The following is a 21,147-nucleotide window of genomic DNA, read 5'->3' as shown; positions in this document are numbered from 1 at the left end:
AGCAAAAAACCCCTGATGGAAACCTCGAGGGGCTCTGATAGGATGTGAGCCCCAAAACGATTCCAAATGAGGTAGATAGCGTGGCAAAGCCAGGGGCAACCGGGGTCACCCGCATCATCAATGCAACCGGTTACAGCATGAAGGGGCTCAAGTCAGCCTGGATCAACGAGGCCGCTTTCCGGCAGGAGCTGATGCTGATCCTGCTGTTGATGCCGCTGGCGTTCTGGATCGGCGATACCCTCGAACAAATCTTGCTGCTGGTCTGCATCAGCTGGCTGGTGGTGATCGTCGAGGTGCTCAACTCCGCGGTCGAGGCGGTGGTGGATCGCATCGGCTCCGAACATCACGAGCTCTCCGGTCGCGCCAAGGATCTGGGCTCCGCCGCCGTCTTTATCGCGCTGGCCCTGAACGCCCTGGTGTGGGGCGCCCTGGTGGGACGCAACCTGCTGGGTTGGTGGTAAGTCAGGCCGCATTTTCTCTCGCGTCATTGCTCTTTCCTTTGGGAGATGACTGGGTGAGGGAGGTCTCTTCTCCCCTCATCCCAACCCCTTCTCCCGCGAGGGGAGCTGGGGGCGAACAGGATTCAGGCGCTGCAGCATAAAAAAGCCCGTCATCACGACGGGCTTTTTGCTGGACGGCTCTGCAGGCCAATCAGTGCAGGATCCGGGCACGGATGGTGCCGCCGATCTCCTTGAGCTTGGCCAGCGCCTTCTCGCTGTGCTCGGTCTCCACGTCGATCACCACGTAGCCGATGTGGCTGCTGGTCTGCAGGTATTGACCGGCGATGTTGATCCCCTCGTCGGCGAAGATCTGGTTGATCTGGTTCATCACGCCGGGCTGGTTGCGGTGAATGTGCAGCAGGCGGCTGGAGCCCTTGTGGCCGGGCAGGGAGACCTCGGGGAAGTTGACGGCGGAGAGGGTGGAGCCGTTGTCCGAGTATTTGACCAGCTTGTTGGCCACTTCCAGCCCGATGTTCTCCTGGGCCTCCTGGGTGGAGCCGCCGATGTGGGGGGTCAGGATCACGTTGTCCAGCCCGCGCAGCGGGGTGAGGAACTCCTCGTCATTGGACTTGGGCTCGCTTGGGAAGACGTCGATGGCGGCGCCGGAGATGTGACCGCTCTTGATGACATCGGCCAGGGCATCGATATCCACCACAGTGCCGCGGGAGGCGTTGATGAAGATGGCGCCCGGTTTCATCATGCGCAGTTGCTCGGCACCGATCAGATCCTTGGTGGAGGCGGTCTCAGGCACGTGCAGGCTGATGACGTCGGACATGTTGAGCAGCTCGACCATGCTCGGCACCTGGATGGCGTTGCCGAGCGAGAGCTTGTTCTCGATGTCGTAGTAGTAGACCTTCATGCCGATGCTCTCGGCGATGATGCCGAGCTGGGTGCCGATGTGGCCGTAGCCGATGATGCCGAGCTTCTTGCCACGGGCTTCCACCGAGCGGTTGGCCAGCTTTTCCCACACACCGCGATGGCACTTGGCGTTCTTCTCCGGGATGCCGCGCAGCAGCAGCAGGATCTCGCCCAGCACCAGTTCGGCCACCGAGCGGGTGTTGGAGAAGGGGGCGTTGAACACCGGGATGCCGCGCAGATGGGCGGCGTCGAGCTCGACCTGGTTGGTGCCGATGCAGAAGCAGCCGATGGCCACCAGCTTGTTGGCGGCATCCAGCACCTTCTCGGTGATCTGGGTGCGCGAGCGCAGCCCCACGAAATGCACGTCACGAATGCGCTCGATCAGATCTTCTTCGGAGAGAGAGGTCTTCAGATACTCCACACTGGTGTAACCTGCGGCACGAAAGGTTTCCACCGTGTTGGGGTGAACCCCCTCCAGCAGCAGTACCTTGATTTTATCCTTGTCCAATGAAAACTTGGCGGTCATGACGATCCCTCTATGTTTGCAAAAGTGAGTGCAGATATGGTGTGTGAAGAAAACCGTAAAGTAGCAAAAACGTTTGGGAGAGGGAATATTTGTGACGAAAGTCAAATTCTTTGAAGTTTTCAACGATAGTTGTAAACGAGGGTTTGCAACTCATTGAGCAACCAATAAAAACGGCGCCATGGGGCGCCGTCTTTCATTGGGGTGTCTTGGCAGGCACCTTATTGGGTGATGACCCCGTCGGGAGTACCAATCAGCACCACGTCTGCCCCACGGTGGGCGAACAGGCCGTTGGTGACGGTGCCGACCATGATGCCGTTGAGCTGCCTCTTGGCAGGCAACTTTATTGGGTGATGACCCCGTCGGGAGTACCAATCAGCACCACGTCTGCACCGCGGTGGGCGAACAGGCCGTTGGTGACGGTGCCGACAATGGCATTGAGCTGTACTTCCAGCCCCTTGGCGTCGGTGATGGCCATGCCTTTCACGTCCAGGATGTGGTTGCCGTTGTCGGTGACCACCCCTTCACGCCAGACCGGGTTGCCGCCCAGCTTTCTGATCTCGCGGGCCACGTATTCGCGGGCCATGGGGATCACTTCCACCGGCAGCGGGAAGGTGCCGAGCACGTCGACCGTCTTGGTGTTGTCGATGATGCAGATGAACTTGTCGGCCACGGCGGCGACGATCTTCTCGCGGGTGAGGGCTGCGCCGCCGCCCTTGATCATGTCGCGGGTGCCGTTGATCTCGTCGGCACCGTCCACGTAGACGGAGAGGGCGTCGATCTCGTTGAGGTCATACACTGTGATGCCGAAGCCCTTGAGGCGTTCGGTGGAGGCCACGGAGCTGGATACTGCCCCCTTGATCTCGTCCTTCATGGTCGCCAGTGCATCGATGAAGTGGTTGACGGTAGAGCCGGTGCCTACCCCGACGATGGTGCCGGGAACCACATACTTGAGCGCAGCCCAACCGGCCGCCTTCTTCATTTCATCTTGAGTCATGATCGATCCTTTGGAAAAAAGCGGCCGCATTATATCCAAGCCGCCCCCCCAGAGCGACCACCCAGCTCACGTTCCGGGCCAAAAACTCGCAAGATGTAAATCGTTTGCCTGTTTATTGCGCCATGTCATTGCACCATGGCTGCGTCAGCAGGGAGCGACGAGTGCGGCAGACGGGGCGGATGGTCCTAGCCGGGAAAGTGCCAGCAGCGGCTGGGGGTGATGATCTGGGGCAGCGGTACATCCCACTCTTCCTGCGGTACCGCGTCCACCTGCTGGCAGTCGTGGGCGAGCCCCAGCGGCTTGGGGCCGAGCCGATGTTCATGCCAGCAGGCGAGGGTGCGATCGTAGTAGCCGCCGCCCATGCCGAGCCGGTTGCCCGCCGCATCGAACGCCACCAGCGGCGTGCAAATCAGATCGAGGATGCTGTGGGGCACCACCTGCTGCATGTCGAGCTCCGGCTCGGCGATGCCATAACGGTTGCGGGTCATGGGGCTGGTGGCGGTGTAGCGCAAGAAGAGCAGGTGGCCCGGGGTGAAGGGGTGCAGCACCGGCAGGTAGACCTCTTTTTGCTGGGCCCACAGCCAGTGGATGGCGGGCAGGGGATTGAGCTCGCCGTCGTTGGCCAGATAGAGGGCGATGCGTCTGGCCGCCAGGATCTCGGGATGCTGCTTGAACTGGGCAACCAGCTGCTGGGCCGCCTGCTGCTGCTCGGCCTGGGTCAGGCTCTTTCTGCGCTGGCGGATGAGCTGGCGCAGGGATTGTCTTTCAGGCTGGGTATCCGGCATGGGGGCTCCTCTGATGAACGGGCGGGGCAACGAGCGGATCGCGCTGACAGGCGATCACCTTAACAAGGCCGCGCCGGGTTGAACAGCGCGGCTCGGCCGCCAGATCCTCGGGGGACCCGGCGACCGCACCATCAGGCGTGGGCGGCTTTGCGCATCTGGTGCTTGACGAACACCGCCACTAGGGCGGCCAGCGCCAGCGCCATGGGGTAGAAGCTCATGCTTACCACCGCCAGCGGCGAGAGGGCGAAGATGGAGCCCAGCAGCAGTGCCTGGGCGCCCCAGGGGATGAGCCCCTGCACCACGCAGGAGAAGATGTCGAGCATGGAGGCGGCGCGGCGCGGGGTGACCCCGTGGTGATCCGCCAGCTCCTTGGCCACCTTGCTGGCGACTATGATGGCCACCGTGTTGTTGGCGGTGCAGAGGTTGGTGAGGCTCACCACCCCGGCGATGCCGAGCTCGGCCGCCTTCTCGTTCTGCTCGCCGTCATGCTGACGGGTGAAACGGGCGATGAGGGCGCTGATGCGGCAGCTTATCCAGGCCAGCCCCCCCTGGCGCTCCATCAGGGCGCCGAGGCCGCCGATCAGCATGGAGAGCAGGAAGATCTCCTGCATGCCGGTGAAGCCCTGATAGATGTCCTTGCTGAACTGGCCGAGGGGGTAATCCCCCAGCAGACCGACCCCGCCGGCTGCCAGAATGCCGAGCCCCAGCACCATGAAGACGTTCATGCCAGAGAGGGCCAGCACCAGGATCAGCAGGTAGGGCATCACCTTGAGCAGCTCGACATGGGCCTCGGTGGCAGGGGCATCCCCGACCGACCCCAGGGTCAGATAGAGCAGGATCACCCCGATGGCGGCCGGGGCGGCAATCTTGAAGTTCTCGCGAAACTTGTCCTTCATCTCGCAGCCCTGGCTGCGGGTGGCCGCAATGGTGGTGTCGGAGATGATGGAGAGGTTGTCGCCAAACATGGCGCCGGAGAGGATGGTGCCCGCCATCAGCACCGGATCGATGCCGGCGGCCTGGGCCACACCGAGCGCCACCGGTGCCACGGCGCCAATGGTCCCCATGGAGGTACCCATGGCGGTGGCGATGAAGGCGGAGATGAGGAACAGCCCCGGCAGCAGGAACCAGCCGGGGATGAGGGAGAGGCCGAGCGCGACCGTGGCATCCACCCCGCCGGTGGCCTTGGCCACGGTGGCGAAGGCACCCGCCAGCAGATAGATGAGGCACATCGCCATGATGTTGCTGTCACCGACCCCCTTGAAGAAGGTCTCGAGGTTCTTGTTGAACCCCTCCTTGCCCAGCACCAGCGCCAGCATGACGGCGGGGAGAGCGGCGACGGGGGCGGGCAGCTGATAGAAGGCGAACTCGACCCCCTGCAGGGTCAGCCAGGTGCCGGTACCGATAAAGAGAGCAAGAAAGACCAGCAGAGGCAGCAGGGCTCTGGCGCTGGGTTGAGTCTGGATCATGTGTTCCTCGATGGTTGAACATGACCTCCCTGTCTCAGCCAGCCCGCAGTGGGGTGAGCGTGGCGGGCATCCTGCCGCTATGGGGCGTCTACAGTAGTGAGTCGTGCCCGCCCGGTCAAGATAGCCGTCCAGATGGATGCTGCTTTTTGTCTGGTGATTTTGCTTAATTGATTAAATCCGTCAAATATTCGGATTTAAAGAGATATGTCGTTGAATTTTCGGGTGACTAACGGCGGCCACGGCGGGCTTTTCAAAGCGGGCGCAGGCTGGTAAAACGGTCTCTTTCCTTAATAGAGATGAGAGGGTGGAGATGGACAATCCGATCCGTGTGGCCGTGATGGGCTGTAATGGTCGTATGGGCAAGGTGCTGCTGGAGGCGATCAGCCATGCCGAGGGCGTGGTGGTCGGGGCGGCGCTGGAGCGACCGGGCTCCGCCGTGATCGGGCTGGATGCCGGCGAACTCAACGGGCTGGGTCGGCTCGGCGTCATCATCAGCGACAGCCCGGACAAGGTACGGGACGAGTTTGATCTCATCATCGACTTCACCCGCCCCGAGGTGACCCTGGCCAACCTGGCCTTCGCCCGGGCCCACCACAAGCAGATGGTGATCGGTACCACCGGCTTTGACGACGCGGGCAAGGCGGCGCTCAAGGCCGCCGCCGGCGAGATTGGCATCGTCTTCGCCTCCAACTACTCGGTCGGCGTCAACCTGGTGTTCAAGCTGCTGGAGCAGGCCGCCAAAGTGATGGGGGATTACACCGACATCGAGATCATCGAGGGGCACCACAGACACAAGGTGGATGCCCCGTCCGGTACCGCGCTCTCCATGGGCGAGGTGGTGGCCAAGACGCTCGGACGTGACTTGAAAGAGTGCGCTGTCTACGGCCGCGAGGGGATCACCGGCGAGCGGGATCGCAACACCATCGGCTTTGCCACCATTCGCGCCGGCGATCTGGTGGGGGAACACACCGTCATGTTCGCCGACATCGGCGAACGGGTGGAGATCAGCCACAAGGCCTCCAGCCGCCTCACCTTCGCCAACGGTGCGGTACGCGCCGGCAAATGGCTCAAGGGGCAGGGCGCCGGCCTCTATGACATGCAGGACGTGCTCGGCCTCAAGTAACCACATCCACTGACACCCAGGTCCCCGTGGTGCGCCCGAAGGGGCTGCCCGGCCCGTTCGTCTGCTAAAAACCCCGCTCATGCGGGGTTTTTTATTGGTGATTTTGTATAAATGGCGATTACGCAGCGATTTTAATGCGAAGTGGCCTAAACCCTTCTTCTCTGCTGCTGCGCCGGATCTGCCATTGCACAAATGTCATCGGCTGGTAACGAAATTGGGCCTCAATAGCCCCTGCAAGGGCATTTTTTTACATCCATCAAAACAGACTAAAAATTCAAACACAGAAAAACGTTTTACATTTTTCAAGGCCACTCATCCTCCCTAAAAAAGCTGCTTGCAGGCGTTGAGATTTTTTATATGAAACTTCATTGCATTGTTTTTTAAGGATTAAAAATTGGTTTTTGTATCAATGCTGGCCTCTTGGTCTGGATTGGCAGCAACTTTTGCCTTTTCTTTTCAGGGTGGGGGTTGCAAAGCGATTGAGTGCATAGATAATGGGTAATGTTGCTTGTTTATTGAATTTAGATGCATTTCAGATGAGAAAAGACGTTGAAATGCGATCGTTTTTAAGTAGAATGCGCCCAATTTGCCAGAAATCTGCCGGGTTCGAGTCCTGTCCAAGGCCGGAACCGAGCCCGCAACACCCAGGTAAATTGCTGAATTTAAAGCTAAATAACTGGAGGTTGTCTTGAATCACACTGCATTGCTAGTGCTGGAAGATGGAACTGTGTTCAAAGGCGTGTCGATAGGCGCCGAGGGATGTTCCGTTGGTGAAGTGGTTTTCAATACGTCGATGACGGGCTATCAGGAAATCCTTACCGATCCCTCTTATTCCCGTCAGATAGTCACCCTCACTTACCCCCATATAGGCAACACCGGCACCAACAGCGAAGATGAAGAGTCCAGTCAAATCCACGCGCAGGGATTGATCATCCGGGACCTTCCGATACTTGCCTCCAATTTCCGCAATCAGCAATCCCTCTCCGAATACCTCAAGTCTCACAACATCGTTGGCATCGCCGACATCGACACCCGCAAACTGACCCGCATCCTGCGCGAGAAAGGCGCCCAGGCTGGCTGCATTCTGGCCGGGAAACAGGTTGATGAAGCCTATGCCCTCGAACAGGCCCGCGCCTTCCCCGGCCTGAAGGGGATGGATCTGGCCAAAGAGGTGACGGTTGGCGAGGCGTACAACTGGACCGAGGGCAGCTGGCAGCTTGGCAAGGGGCACGTCACCCCGGCTGCCGACCAGCTCAAATACCACGTGGTGGCCTATGACTTTGGCGTCAAGCGCAACATCCTGCGCATGCTGGTGGACCGCGGCTGCCGCCTGACCGTGGTGCCGGCCAAGACCCCGGCTGCCGAGGTACTGGCGCTGAACCCCGATGGCATCTTCCTCTCCAACGGCCCCGGTGACCCCGAGCCGTGCGACTACGCCATCGAGGCCATCGAGGCCTTCCTCAAGACCAATATCCCGGTGTTCGGCATCTGCCTGGGTCACCAGCTGCTGGGTCTGGCCTCCGGCGCCAAGACCATCAAAATGAAGTTTGGCCACCACGGTGCCAACCATCCGGTGAAGAGCCTGGACGACAACACCGTCATGATCACCGCCCAGAACCACGGTTTTGCGGTGGACGAGCAGACCCTGCCGGATTGCCTGCGCGCGACCCACGTCTCCCTGTTCGACGGGTCACTGCAGGGCATCCATCGCACCGACCGTCCGGCCTTCAGCTTCCAGGGTCACCCCGAAGCGAGCCCGGGCCCGCACGACTGTGCCGGTCTGTTCGACCACTTTATTGAATTGATCAAGCAGTATCGCGCTTAAGAGGAAAAGAGAAGCCATGCCAAAACGTAACGACCTACAGAGCATCCTGATCCTCGGCGCCGGCCCCATCGTCATCGGCCAGGCCTGCGAATTCGACTACTCCGGCGCCCAGGCCTGCAAGGCCCTGCGCGAGGAGGGCTACCGCGTCATTCTGGTCAACTCCAACCCGGCCACCATCATGACCGACCCGGAAATGGCCGACGCCACCTACATCGAGCCCATCACCTGGGAAGTGGTGCGCGAGATCATCAAGAAAGAGCGCCCGGACGCCATCCTGCCCACCATGGGTGGCCAGACCGCACTCAACTGCGCGCTGGATCTGGAAAAGCACGGCGTGCTGGCCGAGTTCGGCGTGGAGATGATCGGCGCCACCGCCGATGCCATCGACAAGGCAGAAGATCGCTCCCGCTTTGACAAGGCGATGCGCAGCATTGGCCTGGAGTGCCCGCGTGCCGGCATCGCCCACAACATGGAAGAGGCCTGGGGCGTGCAACAGATGGTGGGTTTCCCCTGCATCATCCGTCCCTCCTTTACCATGGGCGGCTCCGGTGGTGGCATCGCCTACAACCCGGAAGAGTTCGTCGAGATCTGCGAGCGCGGTCTGGACCTGTCGCCGACCAAGGAGCTGCTCATCGACGAGTCGCTGATCGGCTGGAAAGAGTACGAGATGGAGGTGGTACGGGATCGCAACGACAACTGCATCATCGTCTGCGCCATCGAGAACTTCGACCCCATGGGCATTCACACCGGTGACTCCATCACGGTCGCGCCAGCCCAGACGCTGACCGACAAGGAGTACCAGCTAATGCGCAACGCCTCCATGGCGGTGCTGCGCGAGATCGGCGTCGAGACCGGTGGCTCCAACGTCCAGTTCGGCATCAACCCGAAAGATGGCCGTATGGTCATCATCGAGATGAACCCGCGGGTGTCGCGCTCCTCTGCGCTCGCCTCCAAGGCGACCGGCTTCCCCATCGCCAAGATCGCCGCCAAGCTTGCCATCGGTTACACCCTGGACGAGCTGATGAACGACATCACCGGCGGCCGCACCCCGGCTTCCTTCGAGCCGGCCATCGACTACGTGGTCACCAAGGTGCCGCGCTTCAACTTCGAGAAGTTCGCCGGCGCCAACGACCGCCTGACCACCCAGATGAAGTCCGTCGGCGAAGTGATGGCCATCGGCCGCAACTTCCAGGAGTCCCTGCACAAGGCGCTGCGCGGCCTCGAGACCGGCAAGACCGGCTTCGACCCCATGGTGGATCTCAACGCCCCTGACTCCCTGACCCGCATCCGCCACGAGCTGCAGGATGCCGGCGCCGAGCGTATTTTCTACATCGCCGACGCCTTCCGCGCCGGTCTCTCCATGGACGGCGTGTTCAAGCTGACCAAGATTGACCCCTGGTTCCTGGTGCAGATTGAAGAGCTGGTCAAACTCGAAGAGCAGGTAAAAGAGCGCGGCATGGCCGGTCTTGATGCCGACTTCCTGCGCGCCCTCAAGCGCAAGGGCTTTGCCGACGCCCGCCTAGCCAAGATCCTCGGCGTGGCCGAAGGGGAAGTGCGCAAGCTGCGTGCCCGCCACAACATCTTCCCGGTCTACAAGCGGGTCGATACCTGCGCCGCCGAGTTCGCCACCAACACCGCCTACATGTACTCCAGCTATGACGAAGAGTGCGAGGCCAACCCCACCAACCGTGACAAGATCATGGTCATCGGTGGCGGCCCGAACCGCATCGGGCAGGGCATCGAGTTTGACTACTGCTGCGTACACGCGGCGCTGGCCCTGCGCGAAGACGGTTACGAGACCATCATGGTCAACTGCAACCCGGAAACCGTCTCCACCGACTACGACACCTCCGACCGTCTCTACTTCGAACCGGTGACTCTGGAAGACGTGCTGGAAATCGTGCGGGTCGAGCAGCCCAAGGGCGTCATCGTCCAGTACGGCGGTCAGACTCCGCTCAAGCTGGCTCGCGCCCTGGAAGCGAACGGCGTGCCGGTCATCGGCACCAGCCCGGATGCCATCGACCGCGCGGAAGATCGCGAGCGCTTCCAGTCTGCCGTCGAGCGCCTCGGCCTCAAGCAGCCGGAGAACGGCACCGTCACCGCGCTGGAGCAGGCGGTGTTGACCGCCGAGCGCATCACCTACCCGCTGGTGGTTCGCCCCTCCTACGTGCTGGGTGGCCGCGCCATGGAGATCGTCTATGACGAGCAGGACCTGCGCCGCTACTTCGCCGAAGCGGTGAGCGTCTCCAACGAGTCGCCGGTACTGCTGGACCGCTTCCTGGACGACGCCACCGAGGTGGACGTGGACGCCATCTGCGATGGCACCGATGTGGTCATCGGCGGCATCATGGAGCACATCGAACAGGCCGGCATTCACTCCGGTGACTCCGCCTGCTCCCTGCCGCCCTACACCTTGTCCAAGGCCATTCAGGACGAGATGCGCGAGCAGGTGCGCAAACTGGCGCTGGAGCTTGGCGTGGTCGGTCTGATGAACGTGCAGTTCGCGGTGAAAGACAACGAAATTTACCTCATCGAGGTGAACCCGCGCGCCGCCCGTACCGTACCGTTCGTCTCCAAGGCCACCGGTGCCCCGCTGGCCAAGATTGCCGCCCGCGTGATGGCCGGTCAGAGCCTGAAGGAACAGGGCTTTACCACTGAAATCATCCCGCCCTACTACTCGGTGAAGGAAGTGGTACTGCCGTTCGCCAAGTTCCCGGGCGTGGATCCGCTGCTGGGGCCGGAGATGCGCTCCACCGGCGAAGTGATGGGCGTGGGCAGCAGCTTTGCCGAGGCCTATGCCAAGGCGCAGCTGGGGGCCGGTCACCAGGTGCCGCGCGAAGGGCGTGCCCTGCTCTCCGTTCGCCACAGCGACAAGGAGCGGGTGGTGAACCTGGCCGCCAAGCTGCTGGAGCTGGGCTATGACCTCGACGCCACCCACGGCACCGCCGTGACCCTGGGGGAGGCGAGCATCAACCCGCGCCTGGTCAACAAGGTGCACGAGGGCCGTCCGCACATTCTGGATCGCATCAAGAATGGCGAGTACACCTACATCGTCAACACCGCCGAGGGTCGTCAGGCCATCCAGGATTCCAAGCAGCTGCGTCGCGGTGCTTTGCAGCACAAGGTGGCCTACACCACCACGCTGCACGCCGCCTTTGCCACCTGCATGGCCATCAGCGTGGATGCCACCGCCAACGTCAACTCGGTGCAGGAGCTGCACCAGAAGGTCGAAAGCCAGCTGAAAAGCCGCTAAGACCGCGTGATGAAGGAGGGACGCCTCCTTCGTGGCTCGATAAAACCCCGCCAGCGATGGCGGGGTTTTTTATTGGCAAAGAGATTGGGCTGTGATGGCAACGGACATCACCGAGCAACAGGCTCAGGGTGATATTCACCACTGTGCAGCAGAAAGTGTCGCAATGATTGCGCAATAGATGTATTTGACAGCGTTCTTTGCAATCTCTCGCCCGCGTCGCCTCTCTATACTGGTTTCTCGTCACAGGATTTATCGACCCAGGTCGTCTGCGCCTGCCAACGCAGGGCGAGCAGATCGGGCCCGCAGCCTTATCGGGTTGTGCGGCCGGCCCCCACTTACCGGAAGGGGCCACAGGAAACCGGGCGTGGGGCTACCGCCGCACGACCGGCCAGGGCCAGCGTTACCGCGCCAACCCGCTTCCCCTCCTTGTCCCCGTCAATCAGCCCAGCCGTACCGCCAGGACATCTGCCAAGGGAATCAGAATATGAGCTTCGATCATCGCAAATACCGCCGTGCCCCCGTCATCAATCTGGCGGATCGCCAGTGGCCCAACCGGGTGCTGGAGCGGGCCCCGCTCTGGTGCGCGGTGGATCTGCGCGACGGCAACCAGGCGCTGGTCGAGCCGATGACGGTGGCCCAGAAGCTGCAGATGTGGGCGCTGATGGTGCACATCGGCTTCAAGCACATCGAGGTGGGCTTTCCGGCCGCCTCCCAGCCCGATTTCGACTTCGTGCGCGAACTTATCGATCGCAATCTCATTCCGGACGACGTCACCATCCAGGTGCTGGTGCAGGCGCGCGAAGATCTGATTGCCCGTACCTTCGAGGCCCTCAAGGGGGCGAAGCGGGCCATCGTTCATGTCTACAACTCGGTCAACCCGACCCAGCGCAACTATGTGTTCAACTCCGGGCGCGAAGGGGTCAAGGCCATCGCCGTGCAGGGGGCGCGCTGGGTGCGGGAGTATGCGGCCCGCAATCCGGGTACCGAGTGGAGCTTTCAGTACTCGCCGGAGAGCTTCAGCAGCACCGAGGTGGAGTTTGCCGTCGAGGTGTGCGACGTCGTGATTGACGAGTGGCGCCCGGCTGCCCGCCCGATGATCCTGAACCTGCCGGCGACGGTGGAGGTGAGCACCCCCAACGTGTTTGCCGATCAGGTGGAGTGGTTCTGCCGCCACCTCAAGGCGCGCCCGGAGGTGAGCATCTCCATTCACACCCACAACGATCGGGGCTGCGGGGTGGCCGCCGCCGAGCTGGCGGTGCTGGCGGGGGCGGATCGCATCGAGGGCACCCTGCTCGGCAACGGCGAGCGCACCGGCAACATGGACATCGTCACCATGGCCATGAACCTCTACAGCCAGGGGATCGACCCTGAACTCAACCTGGCGGACATGGATGCCATCGTTGCCACCGTGGGGGCCTGCACCCAGATTGCCCTGCACCCGCGCCACCCCTATGCCGGCGAGCTGGTCTACACGGCGTTTTCCGGCAGCCACCAGGACGCCATCCGCAAATCCCTGGCGGCGGAGAAGCCGGATCACTACTGGGACGTGGCTTACCTGCCCATCGACCCTGCCGATCTCGGTCGCAGCTACGAGGCGGTGATCCGCATCAACAGCCAGTCCGGCAAGGGCGGCGTCACCTACCTGCTGGAGCGCGACCTTGGTCTGCAACTGCCGCGCTGGCTGCAAATCGACTTCAGCCGCCGGGTACAGGCACAGGCTGAGGCTTGCAGCAGCGAGATAAGCCCGGAGCAGATCCGCACCCTGTTCGAGCGCCACTATTTCGAGCCCGCCCACGGCTATCGCATCGGTCGCTTCCAACTCGGTCGCGACAGCCAGGAGAGCCTGCGCCTCGAGCTGCAGACCCCGACCGGCTCGCTGCAATTGAGTGGTGAAGGGGAGGGGGCCATCACGGCGCTGGTCAACGGCTGGCAGCGCCAGACCGGGATGCATATCGACGTGCTGGATTACTCCGAGCATGCCTTAAGCGCCGGCACCGAGTCCCGCGCCGCCGCCTACGTGCTGCTGAGTGTCGACGGGACCCGCACCTGCGGGGTGGCCATCGGCCGCGACGTGGTCAGTGCCTCCCTGCAGGCGGTGATCAATGGCGCCGCCCAGATAGAGGCGCTGCGCCAGAGCGCCTGATCCCGGCGCCGTCTCGACCCTTGGGGGCCCTCGCCACGCAGGCGGGGGCCCTTGTCATTGATGGCTTCTGCTCCCCGTCTCAATCCTCTACAATGCCCTGCCTGTCTGCGTCCGGATACCCTTTGCGGGTGCCGGGACGCCTCATCCACCGGGAAGCATTCATGTCTCATCTCATCGTCTGTCGTCATTATCTGGCCCCGCTGCTGGCCACCTTGCTGCTGGCCGCCTGTGCCAGTGAACCCGTCAGTCAGGGCGATGCCAGCAAGCCTGGCAGCGCCGCCGTCACCGGGCCGGCCATCGCCAAGCCCACCCCGCTGCCCAAGGCCCCCCGGGCGCCCGCCAGCATGCAGTCGCGCATCGTGCGGCTGCTGCCGGCCCGCACCGTGGATCGCAACGGCTGGGCCCAGGATATCGTCACCGCTCTCGCCAAACAGGATCTGGCGGTGACCGACGAGAACGTCTGCTCCGTGCTGGCGGTGGCGGAGCAGGAGTCCACCTTTCAGGCCGACCCCGTGGTGCCGGGCCTTGGCAAGATCGCCTGGAAGGAGATCAACGCCCGCGCCAGCAAGCTGCTGATCCCCGAGTTCGTGGTGCGCACCGCGCTCTCCATCAACTCGCCCACCGGCAAAACTTACGCCGAGCGTATCGACAAGTTGCGCACCGAGCGGGAGATGAGCGAGATCTTCGAGGACATGATAGGGGAGGTGCCCATGGGCAAGACCCTGTTTGGCAACATGAACCCGGTACGCACCGGCGGCCCCATGCAGGTGAGCATCGCCTTTGCCGAGGCCAATACCGATGGCTATCCCTACCCGATCAAGGAGTCCATTCGCCACGAGGTGTTCAGTCGCCGTGGTGGCATCTGGTTCGGCACCCGCCACCTGCTCAACTACCCGGCCCAGTATCCGGATCACCTCTACCGCTATGCCGACTTCAATGCCGGCTGGTACGCCAGCCGCAACGCAGCCTTCCAGGCGGCGGTGAGCCGGTTGAGCGGCAAGCCGCTGGCGCTGGATGGGGATCTCATTCGCTACGACTCCGAGCTGCCGGGCAAGACCGAGCTGGCGGTACATACCATCGCCGGCCAGCTCAGCATGAGCCAGCAGGCCATCCACCAGAGCCTGAAGCTCGGCGACACCAGCGATTTTGCCCAAAGCGATCTCTATCACAGGGTCTTCGTGCTGGCCGATCGCAAGGCGGGCAGCCGGCTGCCCCGCGCCGTGCTGCCGGGCATCTCTCTCAAGAGCCCCAAGATCACCCGCAACCTCACCACCGCCTGGTTTGCCAAGCGGGTGCAGTGGCGCCAGCAAACCTGCCTGAAGCGACTGGGGTCGCTGTAACTGCAATAACAAAGGCGGCCAATGGGCCGCCTTTGTTTTATGTAGATATCATGGCGTCAAGTTAACTGTTTAACCGCAACCAGTATCTTGTAATTGTTTTTCCACTCTCCTTCGACAGGAAGATCAGAAAACTCCAGTGTTTTACTATATAGAAATGGACCGCTATTTAGGCAGGCTGGCCAAGTATCAAAGATATCCTGCTTGCCTTTAGTTTCTGTCCAGACATCAGCCAGCACTACGGCATAATGCTGGCGCTGTATTGGGTTAATTAGCCCCTTTTCAAGCAACAGGAGTGCTTCATTGGACTGCATTCGTTCAATATCATTCCTGACGCTATTGGTTTTTGATTGAGGTGCCGTAAAGCGCTTAGCCTCAATAAGAAATAGCTCCGTTTCCGTGAAAACTACGGCGTCCATATGTTTCTTTTCCGTGAGGCTTATTGGAGCTTCAAACCATGAGAAGCATGAGCCGGGATAGAGGCTTTCAAGCGCAGAAACAAAGTTGTTGGTGAGATTCCGTTCGGTGAAGCCGGTAGATCCATGTGCAGGGTAGTAGTGAGAAAAAATAGTTGTATATCGGCTGTGCAAACGAGCCATTAATTTATCTAGAAATACTTGCATGTTATTGCTCCATAAATGTGCTGATGTATCTAGACCAAGGGGTTTTAAAGCGGCGATAGGGTGTAAATATAAAATAAATCCCCTGCACAGCTTCAATGACTCTGGTCCGTTTAATGATTCGAGATAGTGTTCTCTGATTAAGGGGACTGACTGTGTAACAGAGTCACGCCCCTGCATTTTGGGAATCCGCTGCACCCCCAGAACTGATTGCCCTTGTTCTCCCCCCGAGTTGCGGTGCGCAATACCATGGTGCTGCCACATCTGGGGCAGATCGGGGGTGGATTGTCCGGTGGCGATACGCTTTGTGAGGGTGGGTTTGCAACGGATTGCCTGACAGGTGCGCGGGTGGAAACATGGTTGGCGGATGGGTCGGCATGACGCACCTTGAGCTGGGTGACATGCTGCCGATGGGTTTTCCAACTGGCGGCCAAGCGGCCTTGCTGAATGGTGTCGACAATCCGAACGACGTCGGCGGTGCTCAAGACGGGAGTGGTCTTGTTCTTGATATAGCTGACCAGTCCGCGACGCATGACGTTCTCCGGCATGGGGGTCTTGAAGGTGCAGTCGCCAATAAAATAGACGATGGAATGCAACTGGTGATCCGCCAGCCCCAGCAGGGATTTGAGGGTCATCAGGTGCAGATAGTTTTGATGCAGCGGATTTTGAAAGCCGTGCCGGCGTCGAAACAGCTGCTGGGTCCAGCGCTTGTGTCTGGGATTGCCGAAGATCCACCCTTTCATGTTCTTGGTTTCTATCACGAATACGCCGAAGCGGGAGACGAGCACCTGATCGATCTGGGTGCTGCCCTGCTCGAGCGGCAAGGTGACATTGCTCAGCAGATGATATTCCTGCCGATCGAGAAAGAGCCGGATGCTGAGATTGAGCAGCCACTCCCCGATCATGCCCTTGAACCAGGGGCTCTTGGCGATGGTGGCCAGCAACAACAGTGGCAGCAGAAACCAGAGCTGGTTCAGCAGAACGGCCATCAGGGCGGTAACGTCCATGTCATCTCTCCTCGCTCCCGATACCTCTCCCTGGTGACGGGGCACTCTTATGGTGTGAGCCTGGTTTGGCACCAGAGGATTGGCGCCATCCGGAAAATGGGGTGCCGAAGTGAACTACTGTAGCGAGTTGACCAGAGGGAATGTGTGACGGCTTGCACCAACTGAGCGGCGCATCACTCTTTTTGTGCCAACGCCAGAGAGGGAAGCAGCCGCAGGGAGTGGCCTAGAAGCTCATCGCCAGCCCGACGCCGTAGCCGCTGGTGTTGTGGCTGAACATATAGCGGGCCACCAGCCGGGTGCGGGTGACGAAGATATCGTACTTGCTGCTGTCGAGCTCCACCCCGAGGCCGAGGGAGTTGAGGGAGTTGAAGCCGAGCAGGCCGCGCTGCTCGCCCAGGTATTCGGTGCGGGCCCCCTCCATCACGTAGCGCACGGGTTTGCCCAGCAGCGTCAGACTGCCGATGGGGGCGCGGCGGCGCAGATAGAGGCCGAGGTTTTCGGCGTTGGCCTGGCCGGTCACGCTGGCGGCAGTGCCGCCAAAGCTCTGCAGGTGCTGATAGGAGTAACGCAGCTCGGCGTCGATGTCCTGGCCGGGGGAAAACAGCTCGTAGTCCAGCATCATGGCCCCACCGAGGCCGTAGACGTCGAGCCGGCCACCGTCGAGAAAATCGAGGTTCTTGCCGGTGTACTGGCCCAGCAGCCAGTTGCCGATGCGCAGATCGCTCGCCACCGTGCCGAGGGTGACGTTGCCGATGGGGCGCAGCACCCAGTTGCCGCCGTGGCTGTCCCGGTGCAGCCCTATGTCCCAGCCGATCCCGCCGGTGGCCGTCAGGCTGTTCCACTTGGTGGGAACGGTGCGGCTCTCGCTGCCGTTGCTGACCACGAACTGGGGATCGTAGCGGCTGAACCCCAGGGTCCCTTCCAGATAAATCGGCACGCTCTCGCTCATGGTGGCGCCACCGCCGACCTGGGTCATGTTGAGCGCCGCCGACTGGTTGGTGCCGCTGCCGATGTTGATGTTGCTGGCGGTGATGTCGGGTACCACGGTAAAGGTCATCAGCGACACCACGGCGTTGGCGCGCTGCTGCACCAGCGAGTCGTCGTCGGCCATGGCCTGACAGCTGCACAGCAGGCCGAGCAGCAGGGCGGGGCGAAGCGGAAGGGTGAGAGGTGTGAACATGCCGGGATCCCGTGAAGCCTCTTCCGATGAGGCACGGTTACACTGTAGCGATTTTTTGTTCGCTTGGCAGCCCCAACCGTGAGCCGGATGACGCCATTTGTGCCCATTCACGCCATGGCGCCGCAGGCTGGTCGCTCTGGCGAGCTTTTTCGCGCAAGGGACAGGCGTAGAGGCAAAATCCATTAAACTCAATGGGTCACTTGTCCGGGAGTGTGGGTAAAGATGAAGATCAGCCGCAAGATTACGCTGACCATAGTGCTGACGCTGCTGCTGTTGCTGGGGGTCGGCTATGTCGGCCTTCATTATGTGGTCGGCAACAAGTTCGGCGAGCTGGAGCGCATGAGCGTGGAGCGCAACCGCGAGCGGGTCCGGGCCGTGGTGCAGGCCGAGCTTGGCCAGCTCACCATGCTGGGGCAGGACTGGTCCGAGTGGGACGAGACCTATGCCTACATGGTGAGCCGCGATCCCGCCTATCTGGCGGCGAATCTCAATGTGCGCACCTTCGAGACCCTGGGGGTGGATCTGGTGGCGCTCTATGATGCCGACAAGCAGCCGCAGGCGGCGTTTGCCTATCATGGTGGCCAGCTGGTGACGCAGACGCCGGCCCAGCTGGCGCCTCTGACCGATTATCTGGTGCGTTACGGCAGCCTCAAGCCCAACGCCGGCATCTGGTTTGACGGCGAGCGTTACTACCTGCTGGCCGCCACCCAGATCCTGACCAGCGAGGGGGAGGGGCCGAGTCGCGGCACCCTGCTGCTGCTCAAGGCCTTCACCACCCGGCTGGTCCATCAGCTGCAAAAGCGCACCAATCTCTCGCTCTCCTTTTTGAGCCCGCAGCAGCTGGCCACCAGTCTGGGGGTCACCACCCTGGCCCGGCTCAGGGCCAACGACAGCCTGATCCTGCCGCAGGAGGAGCGACTGCTCACCCTGGCCCAGATTGATACCCTGCAGGAGGACTCCCCTCTTATCTTTCGCTTCACCCTGCCACGGGATCTGATGCTGGAGGGCAAGGCCATCGAGCGCCACATCTTCTGGCTGCTGAGCCTGGGGACCTTGCTGTTCGGGGCTCTGGTGCTGCTGATCCTCAACGGCTATATCGCCGCCCGTTTGCAGCGGCTGAGCGCCAATCTGCGGCTCATCGGCGACGACGGCGCGGTGCGCCGGCTGCTGGTGGAGGGCAATGACGAGATCTCCCAAGTGGCCATCGACTGCAATCGGATGCTCGATCATCTGGACAGCCTGCGTCAGCGCCAGCTCGACAGCGAAGCCCGCCAGAAACTGCAGCACGGCGCCCTCATTCATCTGGCCAAGAGCGATCTGCTGAGTGGCGAGGATCCGGGCCAGGCGGCGCGCCACATCAACGAGGCGATCTGCTCCGGCACCGGCGCGGCGCGGTCCAGCGTCTGGTTCAGTGCCGAAGACAAGCAGAGCATGTACTGCCAGGATCTGTTCTTTTTGCCCAAGCTCCATCACCAGCAGGGCTTTCACCTTCCTTATGCCTTGATCCAGGGGCGCTACGAGGTCTCCAAGCCCGAGCATGAACCCTGCCTCATCCTGCGCGAGCCCTACGATCTGACGCGCTTTGGCGCCATGCTGGCCCAGCTCGGGCTGGAGGGACTCTCCGGCACCATCCTGATGGCCCCCCTCAAGCAGGGGGATGAGCTGCTCGGCTTCATCATTGCCGAGCGGGCCAGGCTGAGCGAGATATGGCATCCCGATGAACTCGCCTTCGTGCTGTCGGTGTGCGATCTCTCGGCTCAGACCCTGCTCACTCTCACCAAGCTGCAGCGCCTCAAGCGCAGTTGACGCCATTTTGCTGTCTGGGCCCCTCCAGCCGGAGCTGGCCCGATTTTTTTGATGGCCCTGGCCGATTATCTCCCCTATCCATGACCTGTATTAATTTCTTGTTCACTTGGCCGGGTGTATAACGGGCCACCCTCAGGGAGAAAAGGGGTTGGCGACAGGGAGGGTCTGCCGCACCGGAGGCCGTCAGGCCGTCCAGGATGGATGCTCACGAAGTTGATGGGAGTCACCAGATGCAGGACATGCTGCTTGCCATATGGCAACAGGACTTTGACCAATTGATCCAGATGCAGGCGGTGGGCCTGCTCGTCACCTGCCTGGTGGTGATCCTTTTTCTTGAATCGAGTTTCGTGTTTCTGCCTCTGCCCGGCGACAGCCTGGTGCTGCTGGCCGGCGGGCTGGTGGGGATGGGGGTGCTCGGCCCCGAGGTGACGCTGCTCTACATGCCGCTGGCGGCGGGGCTTGGCAGCCTGATCGCCTATGTGCAGGGGCAAGCGCTGCACGGCACCGCCTTCATGGGGCACGTGGAGCGGATGATCCCGGATGGCAGCCTGCCACGGGCCTCCCGCCTGCTGCACAACTACGGCTTCTGGGCCATGTTCTCCTCCCGTTTCGTGCCCTTCGTGCGGGTGCTGACACCCATGCTGATGGGGGTCTCGCGGCTGCACCTGCCGCGGGTGATGATCGCCAGTTTTGCCAGCGCCTTCCTCTGGGCCCTGGTGCTGAGCCTGGTGGGCAAGGCGGTGATGGCGGCCCCGGTGTTTGCCCAGTATCACGAGCTGCTGACCAAGTGCCTGTTGGTGACCTCCCTCGGTCTGTTCGTCATCGCCATGGCCGCCATTGCCATCCGGCTGCTCAAACGCCCGACCAACCGCATTCGCTGACCGGCCGGGGCAGGGGCCCTGCCATCTGTTGCTCTCATTCTTCATGGCGCCGCCGCCCCTGGCTGGCCGGCGTCCCTTCACTCTGCAAGCAGGTACTCTATGTCATCCCATGACACCTTGACCCTTCGCCCCCTCGAGCGCGAGGATCTCAAGTTCGTCCATCAACTCAACAACAACGCCAGCATCATGCGCTACTGGTTCGAGGAGCCTTACGAGGCGTACATGGAACTGGCCCAGCTCTATGACAAGCACATCCACGACCAGCACGAGCGCCGCTTCATCCTCGAGGTGGCGGGGGACAACGTGGGGCTGGTGGAGCTGGTGGACATCCGCAGCATCCATCGCCGCGCCGAATTCCAGATCATCATCGCCCCTGCCCATCAGGGGAAGGGCTATGCCAAGACCGCCACCTTGAAGGCGATGAAGTACGGCTTCAACGTGCTCAACCTGCACAAGCTCTATCTCATCGTCGATCGGGACAACGCCCGGGCGATCCACATCTATCAGGAGCTGGGTTTCGAGCCGGAAGGGGAGCTCAAAGAGGAGTTCTTCATCGATGGTCAATATCGCACCGCCATTCGCATGTGCCTGTTCCAAAGAGACTTCCTGGCCCAGAATGGTCGAGGTGGCTGAACTCCCGCACGGGCATGAAGGGCTGCTGGCGGGGCGTGTTCGCCTTGCCAGCCAGGCGGCCCTGGCTCCATGAAAAGGGCGCGTATTTGAGGCAGAATTTGCGCCATCTATCTGTTACACTTCGCGCCCGCCATTTTCCGGCCACTCTCTGACTTGATGTCAGGCACAGCCGTCGGTGGTCTGCACCGACTTTTCGCTCATGCCGAGCTA

General features: G+C 61.6%; 16 protein-coding genes. 9 read left to right on the top strand and 7 right to left on the bottom strand.

The annotated features are described in order from the left end of the window. Positions 1-80: 80 nt before the first annotated feature. Positions 81-461 carry a diacylglycerol kinase gene (locus tag QLG02_RS00180; protein ID WP_011706544.1) on the top strand — a complete coding sequence of 127 codons (381 nt, stop codon included), beginning with the start codon at positions 81-83 and terminating at the stop codon, positions 459-461. Positions 462-651: 190 nt separating this feature from the next. Here the strand turns inward: QLG02_RS00180 and serA are convergent, their stop codons facing one another. From serA to QLG02_RS00160, 4 genes are all read right to left on the bottom strand, one after another. Next, positions 652-1,884, bottom strand: coding sequence for a phosphoglycerate dehydrogenase (serA, locus tag QLG02_RS00175; RefSeq protein WP_024946386.1), 1,233 nt, complete (start codon positions 1,882-1,884; stop codon positions 652-654). A 340-nt stretch (positions 1,885-2,224) separates the two neighbouring features. Continuing rightward, positions 2,225-2,878, bottom strand: a complete 654-nt coding sequence (rpiA, locus tag QLG02_RS00170) for a ribose-5-phosphate isomerase RpiA (RefSeq protein WP_011706540.1) — start codon at positions 2,876-2,878, stop codon at positions 2,225-2,227. A gap of 185 nt (positions 2,879-3,063) precedes the next feature. Further along, a complete protein-coding gene (locus tag QLG02_RS00165; RefSeq protein ID WP_282464194.1) occupies positions 3,064-3,663 on the bottom strand; it encodes a 5-formyltetrahydrofolate cyclo-ligase in 600 nt (199 codons plus the stop codon). Positions 3,664-3,794: 131 nt separating this feature from the next. Beyond that, positions 3,795-5,129, bottom strand: a complete 1,335-nt coding sequence (locus tag QLG02_RS00160) for a Na+/H+ antiporter NhaC family protein (protein ID WP_011706538.1) — start codon at positions 5,127-5,129, stop codon at positions 3,795-3,797. Positions 5,130-5,439: 310 nt separating this feature from the next. Between QLG02_RS00160 and dapB the strand changes: the two genes are divergently transcribed. From dapB to QLG02_RS00135, 5 genes are all read left to right on the top strand, one after another. Further along, positions 5,440-6,252, top strand: a complete 813-nt coding sequence (dapB, locus tag QLG02_RS00155; RefSeq protein ID WP_282464193.1) for a 4-hydroxy-tetrahydrodipicolinate reductase — start codon at positions 5,440-5,442, stop codon at positions 6,250-6,252. Between the two features lie 688 nt (positions 6,253-6,940). Continuing rightward, positions 6,941-8,077 (top strand): glutamine-hydrolyzing carbamoyl-phosphate synthase small subunit, encoded by a 1,137-nt coding sequence (gene carA / locus QLG02_RS00150; RefSeq protein WP_016351187.1) that lies wholly within the window; start codon positions 6,941-6,943, stop codon positions 8,075-8,077. Between the two features lie 16 nt (positions 8,078-8,093). After that, positions 8,094-11,330 carry a carbamoyl-phosphate synthase large subunit gene (carB, locus tag QLG02_RS00145; RefSeq protein WP_017410880.1) on the top strand — a complete coding sequence of 1,079 codons (3,237 nt, stop codon included), beginning with the start codon at positions 8,094-8,096 and terminating at the stop codon, positions 11,328-11,330. Positions 11,331-11,814: 484 nt separating this feature from the next. Beyond that, entirely contained in the window at positions 11,815-13,473 is a 1,659-nt protein-coding gene (gene leuA, locus QLG02_RS00140) for a 2-isopropylmalate synthase (RefSeq protein ID WP_282464192.1), read from the top strand. A gap of 161 nt (positions 13,474-13,634) precedes the next feature. Beyond that, on the top strand, positions 13,635-14,813 hold the full coding sequence (locus tag QLG02_RS00135) for a DUF1615 domain-containing protein (RefSeq protein ID WP_282464191.1): 1,179 nt from the start codon (positions 13,635-13,637) through the stop codon (positions 14,811-14,813). Between the two features lie 56 nt (positions 14,814-14,869). Here the strand turns inward: QLG02_RS00135 and QLG02_RS00130 are convergent, their stop codons facing one another. From QLG02_RS00130 to QLG02_RS00120, 3 genes are all read right to left on the bottom strand, one after another. Continuing rightward, positions 14,870-15,433, bottom strand: coding sequence for a hypothetical protein (locus tag QLG02_RS00130; RefSeq protein WP_282464190.1), 564 nt, complete (start codon positions 15,431-15,433; stop codon positions 14,870-14,872). A gap of 137 nt (positions 15,434-15,570) precedes the next feature. Continuing rightward, positions 15,571-16,437 (bottom strand): NERD domain-containing protein, encoded by an 867-nt coding sequence (locus tag QLG02_RS00125; protein WP_282464189.1) that lies wholly within the window; start codon positions 16,435-16,437, stop codon positions 15,571-15,573. Positions 16,438-16,660: 223 nt separating this feature from the next. Continuing rightward, positions 16,661-17,617 carry a hypothetical protein gene (locus QLG02_RS00120; protein WP_282464188.1) on the bottom strand — a complete coding sequence of 319 codons (957 nt, stop codon included), beginning with the start codon at positions 17,615-17,617 and terminating at the stop codon, positions 16,661-16,663. A gap of 222 nt (positions 17,618-17,839) precedes the next feature. On the opposite strand from QLG02_RS00120, the gene QLG02_RS00115 reads away from it, so the two are divergent. The 3 genes from QLG02_RS00115 to speG all read left to right on the top strand — a co-directional run bounded on the left by QLG02_RS00115 (position 17,840) and on the right by speG (position 20,937). Further along, positions 17,840-19,423 carry a CHASE4 domain-containing protein gene (locus tag QLG02_RS00115; RefSeq protein ID WP_282464187.1) on the top strand — a complete coding sequence of 528 codons (1,584 nt, stop codon included), beginning with the start codon at positions 17,840-17,842 and terminating at the stop codon, positions 19,421-19,423. A 230-nt stretch (positions 19,424-19,653) separates the two neighbouring features. Further along, positions 19,654-20,304, top strand: a complete 651-nt coding sequence (locus tag QLG02_RS00110) for a DedA family protein (RefSeq protein WP_011706529.1) — start codon at positions 19,654-19,656, stop codon at positions 20,302-20,304. Between the two features lie 99 nt (positions 20,305-20,403). Then, the gene (gene speG, locus QLG02_RS00105) at positions 20,404-20,937 is read left to right on the top strand and encodes a spermidine N1-acetyltransferase (RefSeq protein ID WP_016351180.1); all 534 of its coding nucleotides are present in this window, start codon (positions 20,404-20,406) and stop codon (positions 20,935-20,937) included. The last annotated feature ends 210 nt before the right edge of the window (positions 20,938-21,147 follow it).

It is taken from the genome of Aeromonas sp. V90_14 (assembly GCF_029967615.1).
Lineage (GTDB): Bacteria > Pseudomonadota > Gammaproteobacteria > Enterobacterales > Aeromonadaceae > Aeromonas > Aeromonas hydrophila.
The sequence above is the reverse complement of the archived record's forward strand: the minus strand, read 5'-3'. Positions and strand labels throughout refer to the sequence as shown.

Bases quoted from the DNA above. Each gene is read 5' to 3' on its own strand.
- QLG02_RS00120 (WP_282464188.1), bottom strand. From the start codon at position 17,617: ATGTTCACACCTCTCACCCTTCCGCTTCGCCCCGCCCTGCTGCTCGGC.
- serA (WP_024946386.1), bottom strand. From the start codon at position 1,884: ATGACCGCCAAGTTTTCATTGGACAAGGATAAAATCAAGGTACTGCTG.
- QLG02_RS00125 (WP_282464189.1), bottom strand. From the start codon at position 16,437: ATGGACGTTACCGCCCTGATGGCCGTTCTGCTGAACCAGCTCTGGTTT.
- rpiA (WP_011706540.1), bottom strand. From the start codon at position 2,878: ATGACTCAAGATGAAATGAAGAAGGCGGCCGGTTGGGCTGCGCTCAAG.
- QLG02_RS00110 (WP_011706529.1), top strand. From the start codon at position 19,654: ATGCAGGACATGCTGCTTGCCATATGGCAACAGGACTTTGACCAATTG.
- QLG02_RS00135 (WP_282464191.1), top strand. From the start codon at position 13,635: ATGTCTCATCTCATCGTCTGTCGTCATTATCTGGCCCCGCTGCTGGCC.
- leuA (WP_282464192.1), top strand. From the start codon at position 11,815: ATGAGCTTCGATCATCGCAAATACCGCCGTGCCCCCGTCATCAATCTG.
- dapB (WP_282464193.1), top strand. From the start codon at position 5,440: ATGGACAATCCGATCCGTGTGGCCGTGATGGGCTGTAATGGTCGTATG.
- speG (WP_016351180.1), top strand. From the start codon at position 20,404: ATGTCATCCCATGACACCTTGACCCTTCGCCCCCTCGAGCGCGAGGAT.
- QLG02_RS00160 (WP_011706538.1), bottom strand. From the start codon at position 5,129: ATGATCCAGACTCAACCCAGCGCCAGAGCCCTGCTGCCTCTGCTGGTC.
- QLG02_RS00115 (WP_282464187.1), top strand. From the start codon at position 17,840: ATGAAGATCAGCCGCAAGATTACGCTGACCATAGTGCTGACGCTGCTG.
- carB (WP_017410880.1), top strand. From the start codon at position 8,094: ATGCCAAAACGTAACGACCTACAGAGCATCCTGATCCTCGGCGCCGGC.
- QLG02_RS00130 (WP_282464190.1), bottom strand. From the start codon at position 15,433: ATGCAAGTATTTCTAGATAAATTAATGGCTCGTTTGCACAGCCGATAT.
- QLG02_RS00165 (WP_282464194.1), bottom strand. From the start codon at position 3,663: ATGCCGGATACCCAGCCTGAAAGACAATCCCTGCGCCAGCTCATCCGC.